The organism is Ensifer sp. ZNC0028 (assembly GCF_000799055.1).
Classification (GTDB): domain Bacteria; phylum Pseudomonadota; class Alphaproteobacteria; order Rhizobiales; family Rhizobiaceae; genus Ensifer.
Genome location: NZ_JTLA01000096.1, coordinates 22,547 through 31,027, shown reverse-complemented (window position 1 = coordinate 31,027; position 8,481 = coordinate 22,547). Strand labels below are relative to the sequence as shown.

Here is an 8,481-nt window from a genome sequence, read left to right as displayed (position 1 = left end):
TTGACGTTCCATTCCGCGGGCACCTGCACCATCAATGCCGACGCAGGAGGCAATGCCGCCTACTTTCCGGCCCAGACGGTGACGCGATCATTCGCGGTTCATCCGGTCGTGCCAAGTGTGCCGACAATCGGTGCGGCAACGGCAGGAGACCGGCGGGCAGAAGTCACCTTCGCCGCACAAATCCCGGTTGATGGCGCGCCGGTGGTTTATACCGTCACAGCAAATCCGGGCGGGGCGACCGGCACAGGTTCGCAAAGTCCCGTCACCGTTACCGGACTGACAAATGGCGTCGACTATACTTTCAGCGTGACGGCTACCAATGCGGCCGGAACGAGCCCCGCATCGGCGACTTCCAATTCGGTCACCCCGGCGGCGGCCCAGACAATCAGTTTCGACAATCCCGGTACACAGACGTTCGGCACCACGCCGGTCCTGACGGCGACGTCGGATTCGGGCCTGTCGCCAACCTTTACCTCAGGTACACAGCACGTCTGCACGATCACCAGCGACGGAAAATTGACCTTCGTCGCCGCGGGCACCTGTACGATCAATGCCGTTCAGGCCGGTAGCCCGGCCCATCTGCCGGCAGCCGAGGTCAGCCAGTCCTTCACGGTCATTCCCGTGGTGCCCGGTGCACCTCTCATCGGCAGCGTGACGGCTGGCGACACGCAGGCAACGATCACCTTCGGAGCACCCGCCTCGAACGGCGGGGCAACTATCGTCGATTACACCGTGACGGCTAATCCGGGTGGCGCGACCTTCACGGCGGCGGTAAGCCCCATTATCGCCACCGCATTGACCAATGGTACTGCCTATACCTTCACCGTCACGGCCAACAACGCAGCCGGCGCCGGTGCGACTTCCGCGACATCGAACGCGGTGACACCGGTGGCTGCGCAGCTCATCACCTTCGCAAATCCCGGTTCGCAGACCTTGGGAACTGTCTCGACCTTGACGGCGACCAGCAGTTCCGGTCTGCCGCCTGTATTCACCTCGCTGACGCCAGCGATCTGCACCATCACCGGCAGCGCGACACTGACGGCAGTCGCCATCGGTCCCTGCACGATTAGCGCAGACCAAGCCGGCAATGCAGCCTATCTACCGGCGCCGACGGTGACCCATTCCTTTGCCATCAATCCGCAACTCCCGATCGTCGGCAGCGTCTCCGCAACGATCGCGGCAAACTCGGCCGCCAGTCCGGTCGCGCTTTCGCTCTCCGGTGGTGCGGCGGACCGCGTCGAGATTGCATCGGCGCCCGCGCATGGCTCGGCAGCGGTTTCCGGCATGTCGATCGACTATACGCCGGGTCCCGGCTTTTCCGGCGCGGACAGCTTCACCTATACGGCCACGAACGCAGCCGGCACCTCGGCGCCGGCGACCGTTGCCGTCACCGTCAGCCCGCCGAATTTTGCCTTCACGCCAGCAACCGGTGCGCTCGACGGAGGAGCGGTCGGGAGGGCCTACAGCCAGGCGATCGGCGTCGCGAACGGCGCCGCGCCCTACCGCTACGCTGTTGTGGCCGGTACGCTGCCGATAGGCCTGCACCTCGATCCATCGTCCGGCGCGATCACCGGAACGCCGACGGCAGAGGGCACCGGCGGCTTTACCATCATGGCAACCGATGCGAACGGGGCTACCGGTACCGTCAGTTACCAGATCGCCATCGGTCAGCCGCTTCCTGTCGTCGGAAACGTCGTCGTGGCGGTCACGGCAAGCTCTGCAGCCAACCCGATCCCGCTTTCGCTTTCCGGCGGTTTGGCGCAAAGCGTTTCGGTCGTAGCGTCGCCGTCGCATGGCACGGCGTCGGTTTCCGGAACCTCGATCAGCTATACGCCGGAACCCGGCTATGCCGGCGCGGACAGCTTCACCTATGCGGCGACGAACGCCACCGGCACCTCGGCGCCAGCGACGGTGAGCATTACTGTCGTCGCCTCGAAGCTCACGTTCTCGCCTTCGGGCGGTGACCTTCCTGACGCCATGGTGGGCGAAGGCTATTCGGCAATGGTGACCGCCAAAGGCGGCCAGGGCGGAATTCTCTACAGCCAGGTGCGCGGAGAACTGCCAAAAGGTGTGATACTGAACATGTCCACCGGAGAACTCAGTGGCCCGCTGCATGCCGATGTCGAAGCCAAAACCTATGGCTTTACGATCGCGGCACGCGATGCGGTCGGCAATACCGGCGAGGCCAGCTACCGACTGACCGTCAAGGGGCGGGGCGTCACGGTTGTCAGCCGATCCTATACGGTCGTGGAGGGCGACAGCCCACGGAACGTCTACCTGAACGCCGGCGCGACGGGTGGGCCGTTCACCGGTGCAGGGGTCGCCTTCGTGAACCCTGCGAGTGCCGGCAAGGCCGAGATCATCGAAGGCGAACTCGCTGCAAGCGGAGCCTTCGCGCCGGTTGGCTATTATCTGAGGTTCACGCCCAATCCCGGCTTCATCGGCACGGCCGTCGTCGGCTACCGCTTGGAAAGCGCGCTCGGCCTGTCCAATACCGGCACGATCACCTACGCGATCGTGCACAATAGCGAAAAAGTCGCGGCAGAAATCGACGGTCTGGTGCGAGATTTCGTTCGTGCGCGGCAGAACCTCCTATCGACGACGGTCAAGGTGCCGGGCCTGATCGAGCGCCGCAGGATGGGCCGGGCCGGTGGCGATCCGATCTCGACCAGCATGTCGCCTGCCGCCGATGGGATGACGGTCGGTTTTTCCACCAGCCTCGCCCAGCTTACCTCCGCCGACGAGGTTGGGAGCGGGGGCGCGGCCACGCTGTCGCCGTTCAATATCTGGATCGACGGCACTGTCGCAGTGCACAAAGGGGATGAGAACGCCGGCCGCTGGGGAACCTTCGGGCTCCTCTCCGCCGGTGCGGACTATCTGCTGTCGGAGAAGGCGCTGGTGGGCCTGTCGTTTCACCTCGACCGCATGGCCGATCCGACTGACGCCGATGCCGAACTGACCGGAAACGGCTGGCTGGCCGGACCCTATGCCTCATTCGAGCTTGGCACCGGCGTGTTCCTCGATACCAGCCTGCTCTACGGCGGCTCGTGGAACGACATCGACACAAAATATTTCGACGGTTCGTTCGATACGCGCCGCATCATGTCGGACACGAAACTGCAGGGGCAGTGGCAGCTCGGGGATGCAACCGTGCTGACGCCTGCGCTACGCGCCGTTTTCCTTAACGAGAAGGTCGAAGACTATAGCGTTTCGAGCGGCGACGGCACCAAGGTCGACCTCAAAGGCTTCACCGAGGAACAGTTGCGGCTCAGCGTCGGGGCAGATCTGGAGCGGGCCTACCGCCTCGACAACGGCCTGGTGCTGACCCCGCGCGTCGGCGGCACAGCCGGGTTTGCCGCGCTCGACAACAACGGTGCGTTCGGAACGGTCAGCGCCGGGCTGAACCTCTCCAACGACCTCAACTGGGATTTCGATTTCTCATTGCTCTACGGAATAGAGAGCGATGGCGAGCAGACGATCGGCGCGAAGGCGGGCGCTCATGTGCGCTTCTGACATCGACGCTGTATCGTCTTTGCCCCTCAAGCGCGGCCGCACCCTATCCGGCCGAGATACGGCGCGATCGCCTGGCAGAAGGCGAGCCGCTGGACGAGGTCGTTGCCGTGCGCGGAAGTGTTTGGGCGCCGCCCAGTATCGGCCTGGCCTTCATTTTCACGAGCCTGATGCTCCGGCTTTGAGATGCCGACCCGCGAGTTCTAAGGTCGTAAGAGATCAGGCGATGGCTGAGGTGGCGATCGCAGGCGGCCCTTTGGCCGTGAAGCCAAAACGGCATGCGATCGCCGTTGTTTTTCAGGCGGGCTGTTCGAGCGGTACTGTCTCGTTGCCTTGGCGATTTTCGCGTCGGATCGCCAGTTTCCGCACCAGGACGTAGAACACCGGTGTCAGCACGAGGCCGAACACAGTGACGCCGAGCATGCCGGCGAAGACGGCGATACCCATGACGTGACGCATCTCAGCGCCGGCGCCCTTTGCAATCACCAGCGGAACGACGCCGGCGATGAAGGCGAGCGACGTCATCAGGATCGGTCTCAGCCGAAGACGGGCCGCCTCGAGCACGGCGGACAGGGGATCGGCGCCTTCGTCCTCCTTCGCTCGCGCGAACTCGACGATCAGGATCGCATTCTTGGCCGCGAGCCCCACGAGAACGACGAAGCCGATCTGCGTGAAGATGTTGTTGTCGCCGCCGGTAAGCCAGACGCCTGCGATCGCGGAAAGCAGCGCCATCGGTGCGATCAGCAACACGGCGAATGGCAACGACCAGCTGTTGTACTGGGCAGCAAGTATGAGAAACGCCAGCAGGACCGACAGGGGGAAGATATACATCGCTGTGTTTCCGGCCTGCTTTTCCTGATAGGCGAGCTCCGTCCATTCGAAGGTCATGCCGGGTGGTAGCGTCTCCGCGGCGATCCGTTCTATGGCTGCGGTCGCCTGTCCGAAGGAATAACCGGGTGCAGGTCCGCCGCTGATATCGGCCGACGGGAAGCTGTTGTAATGCATGACGCGATCCGGCCCCGAACTCTGCTTGACCGTCAGCAGCGCTGACAGCGGGATCATTGCGCCCGCCGCGTTGCGCACCTTCAACCGGCCAATATCTTCCGGCTGCATTCGGAATGGCGCGTCCGCCTGAACCACCACGCGATATGTCCGGCCGAAACGATTGAAATCGTTGGCGTAGAGCGAACCGAGGTTGACCTGCAGCGTTTCGAAGATGGTGTTGAGCGGCACGCCTTGAGACTTGGCTTTCACCCGATCGATGTCCACCTGCACCTGTGGCGCGTTGACCTGAAAGCTTGCGAGCATGCCGGCAAGCTCCGGTGTCTGCATCGCCTTGCCCACGATCGCGCCCTGCGCTTCGGCAAGCGCCTCGAAGCCGAGGCCCGCTCTGTCCTCGACCTGGATCTTGAAGCCGCCGGTCGTGCCGAGACCCGGGACGGGTGGCGGCGGGAAGATGCCGGCAAAACCGTCCGGTATCTGGCTGAACTTGCCCATCAGGCGACCGGCGATCGCGAATGCGGACAGGGAGGGATCCTTGCGTTCGTCGAACGGCTTCAGCATCGTGAACATGACGGCGGCATTGGGGATATTGACCATGCCGTTGACCGAGAGTCCCGGGAAGGCGACGACGCTTTCCACGCCTGGTTCGGCGAGTGCGATCTCCGACATCTTTTTGACGACCGCCTCGGTTCGATCTAGCGATGCGCCTGTCGGCAACTGGGCGATGCCGACGAGGTAGTACTTGTCCTGCGCCGGCACAAAACCGGCCGGCACGGTCTGGAAGCCCAGCCATGTCAAGGCGACCAGGCCGCCATAGACGAGCAGCACGAGTGCGCTGAGCCTGACGGCACGGCGGACGGACCAGACATAGGCATCCGATGCGCGTTCGAAGAACCGGTTGAAGAGCCGGAAGAACCACCCGAACAGGCCGTCGATCACCCGGGTCAAGAGATCGCGCTTCACCTCGCCGTGGTGTGGCTTCAGAAGTACGCCCGCCAGTGCAGGGGAAAGCGTGAGGGAATTGACAGCAGACAGGATCGTCGAGATGGCGATCGTGAGCGCGAACTGGCGATAGAACTCGCCTTGCAGGCCGGACAGGAAGGCGGACGGAATGAATACTGCCGAGAGCACGGAGGTGATGGCTATGATCGGCCCGGTCACCTCGTCCATCGCCTTGCGCGCCGCTTCCTTCGGCGTTTCGCCCAGCGCGATGTGACGCTCGACGTTTTCGACGACGACGATGGCGTCATCGACCACGATCCCGATCGACAGCACCAGGCCGAACAGCGAGAGTGTGTTGAGCGAAAAGCCGAACATGTACATCAGCGCGAAGGTGCCGACCAACGAGATCGGCACGGCAACCAGCGGGATGATCGACGCCCGCCAGGTCTGAAGAAAGAGCACGACCACGATGACGACCAGAACGATCGCTTCGAGCAGAGTCATCACCACGGCCTCCAGCGAGGCCTTCACGAAGACGGTAGGGTCGTAGGCGATGCGATACTCGATGCCCTCCGGAAAACCTTTCTGCAGGTCTTCCATGGTGGCGCGAATGGCGCTTGCCACGTCGAGCGCGTTGGCGCCGGGGCTCTGGATGATCTGCAGCGCCAGCGCCGGTTTGCCGTCAAGAAGACTGCGCAGCGCGTAGGAGTCCGCGCCCAGTTCGATACGGGCAATGTCTCGCAGCCGGGTGACCTGGCCATCGGCGCCAGTCTTGACGACGATCGCGCCGAACTGCTCCTCGTTGGATAGCCTGCCGAGCGTGTTGACGGTGACCTGCAGCGCTGCCGACGCATCCGGTTGCTGGCCGACGGAACCGGCGGCAACCTGAGCGTTCTGTTCCTGGATTGCCGCGACCACATCGGAGGCGGTCAATCCGCGCGCTGCGACCTTGGCCGGGTCGAGCCAGACCCGCATGGAGTATTCTCCGGCGCCCCAGACAAGCACGTCCCCCACGCCGGACAGGCGCGCGAGCTGGTCGCGAACCTGCAGCGTGGCAAAGTTCGACAGATAGAGCGGATCGTAGCGATCGTCCGGGGAGACGAGATGCACGACCATCAGGATGTCCGGCGAGGTCTTCTGCGTCACGACGCCGATGCGCTGAACTTCCTGTGGCAGGCGCGGAAGCGCGCGAGAGACGCGGTTTTGAACCTGGATCTGCGCCATATCGGGGTCGGTGCCCTGCTGAAAAGTCACCGTCAGCGTCATGCGTCCGTCGGTTGCAGCCTGCGAGCTCATGTAGAGCATGTTCTCGACGCCGTTGATCACCTGCTCCAGCGGAGCGGCAACCGTTTCGGCGATCACTTCCGGGCTCGCGCCCGGATAGCTTGCGGTGACCTGCACGGTCGGCGGCGTCACCTGAGGATATTCGCTGAGCGGCAGCTTCAGGAGGGTCAGGCCACCGCCGATCAGCATCAGCACCGAAAGAACGACCGCGAAGATGGGGCGGTCGACGAAGAAGCGTGGAATGTTCATCGACGCGCCTCCTGCGAAGCGGCCGCTGCCACATCACCTTCGGGCGCCTCGCCCGACACCATCGAAACCGCCTGCGGGTCCACCTCCATGCCAGGGCGGACGAGCCCCTTGATAATGATCTTGTCACCCGGCTTGAGACCGCTTGAGACCACACGCAGGCCGTCGATCATCGGCCCAAGCGCAATCGGTCGATATTCGGCCTTGTTCTCCGGCCCGAGCGCCAGCACGTAGCGGCGCCCCTGATCGGTACCGATCGCCTGATCGTGGATGAGAACTGTGCGGGCAGGTTCCGCGGTTACAAGGTTTACCCGTGCAAAGAGACCGGGTGCGAGCAATCCATCCGGGTTCGCGACGATCGCGCGGGCCCGGATCGTGCCGGTGCTGCGTTCGACCTGGTTGCTGATGAAATCGAGAACGCCCGCATGGGGGAAACCGGTATCCGTCATGACGCCAACCCCGACAGGCAGCTTCTCGGTGGCGCCTTCTCCCTTGTCAGGCCGCGCTCGCCCGCTAAAATCGAGAAACGTCGCCTCGTCTATGTCGAAGTAGACATAGAGCGGGTCCGTCGAAACGATGGTGGTCAGCAGCGTGGCGGCGCCGGCATTGCCGCCTGAAACCAGGTTGCCTTCGGTCACCCGCACGCGATCGACCCGCCCGCCGATCGGAGCCGCGACGCGCGTGAAGGAGAGATCGAGCTCGGCCGCGGCCACTGCCGCCTTGGCAATTTCGACCTCGGCCTGCCGTTGGCGCTGGACGGCCTCGGCATCGTCATAGGTCTTGCGCGATACGGTTCCGTTCGGAACCAGGGTTTTGGCGCGTTGGAACGCGATGTCGGCGTGATCGAGCAGAACGATCGCCTGTTTCAGCTGCGCCTTGGCGGCGTCCAGGGCGACCTGGAACGGTCGCGGATCTATCTGGAACAGGACCTGTCCTGCTTTCACGAGCGCGCCTTCGGGAACACTGACGCTGTCGACGGCGCCGCCGACGCGCGGACGCAATTCAACGGATTTTGTCGCCTCGAAGTGGCCCGTGAATTCCACCGCCGGCGCGACCTCACGCGTGACGACCTCGGCGACCGGAACCTTGGGCATGGGCGCACCCGCGGTTCCGGTCGCCGCGACTGCCTCGGACGCACTGGTCGGGGAGGCAAGCGCAAGAAGGCGTTTGGCGAAGGTTCCCGCTCCATCGTCGTTGACAAGGGCAAGCCCTCCAACGGCTGCGACACCGGCTAGAAACAGGGCGGCGGCCTTTTTACTCATTCTCGTTCACCTTCATTTGTTCACGCGCCCGGCCGGAGTGGCCACGGCAGCGATCAGTTCTTCGCGAAGGTGCGGTTTCCAACGATGGAAAGGTCAAGACCTCCAGAAATTTCTTTCGCTCACCCTGATACGAATGATCAGGATCTGCCGGAAAGAGATTGGAAAATCTGGATTTTCGTCTTGTGTATTCTCCGGCTCCGGCACTCCGGTGGGGGAGCCGCCGCCTACGATTGAG

At 63.6% G+C, this 8,481-nt stretch carries 3 protein-coding genes; 1 reads left to right on the top strand and 2 read right to left on the bottom strand.

Annotated features, from left to right (window positions below):
- Positions 1–3,513, top strand: a 3,513-nt coding sequence (locus tag L981_RS22275; RefSeq protein ID WP_156134188.1) for a putative Ig domain-containing protein, incomplete at its 5' end; no start/stop codon positions are given.
- Between the two features lie 294 nt (positions 3,514–3,807).
- Here L981_RS22275 and L981_RS22270 read toward each other — a convergent pair.
- Positions 3,808–6,987: an efflux RND transporter permease subunit gene (locus L981_RS22270; RefSeq protein WP_043621213.1), complete on the bottom strand. Its 3,180-nt coding sequence runs from the start codon at positions 6,985–6,987 to the stop codon at positions 3,808–3,810.
- Positions 6,984–8,246 (bottom strand): efflux RND transporter periplasmic adaptor subunit, encoded by a 1,263-nt coding sequence (locus tag L981_RS22265; protein ID WP_043621210.1) that lies wholly within the window; start codon positions 8,244–8,246, stop codon positions 6,984–6,986. Before L981_RS22265 ends, L981_RS22270 begins: the two co-directional genes overlap by 4 nt.
- Positions 8,247–8,481 lie beyond the last annotated feature (235 nt).

Bases quoted from the DNA above. Each gene is read 5' to 3' on its own strand.
- L981_RS22265 (WP_043621210.1), bottom strand. From the start codon at position 8,246: ATGAGTAAAAAGGCCGCCGCCCTGTTTCTAGCCGGTGTCGCAGCCGTT.
- L981_RS22270 (WP_043621213.1), bottom strand. From the start codon at position 6,987: ATGAACATTCCACGCTTCTTCGTCGACCGCCCCATCTTCGCGGTCGTT.